The 428-nt window shown below is 38.6% G+C and carries 1 protein-coding gene; it reads left to right on the top strand.

Going from position 1 to position 428, the window contains the following annotated elements:
* Window positions 1-428 (top strand): transposase (locus J8L97_RS23230; RefSeq protein WP_211053090.1); only part of this gene is annotated, 428 nt, incomplete at both ends.

Raw genomic sequence — 428 nt, 5'->3', positions numbered from 1 at the left:
AACTTACCCTTCGTCATTGCCAATCCAATACACATAAAACGCTTTGCTGGCGCCATTGGTCAACGCGCTAAAACTGATAAACTGGATGCACAATTAATCGCACATTATGGTGAAGCAATTAAACCCTCACTCTCCACCCTAAAGCCTGATATAATGCAGGCTATGAGCGATTTGGTTGCCAGACGAAATCAGCTATTAGTCATGCAAACGATGGAGAAAAATCGCCTGCAAATCTTACCAAAAGAACTGATTTCAACCATTAAACCTATTTTAACGGCCTTCAAAAATCAAATTGAGAAAATTGAAAATAAAATTATAAAACTCATTGAATCATGTCCTGAGTATTCAGCCAAAAACACGATCCTGCAAAGTATGAAAGGCATTGGCAAAATTGCTGCTGCATCCATCATCAGTAACTTACCTGAACT

The organism is Pseudoalteromonas sp. MMG012, from assembly GCF_018100875.1.
GTDB lineage: Bacteria > Pseudomonadota > Gammaproteobacteria > Enterobacterales > Alteromonadaceae > Pseudoalteromonas > Pseudoalteromonas aurantia.
Note: the sequence above shows the minus strand (reverse complement) of the source record. Positions and strands in the feature narration are given on the sequence as shown.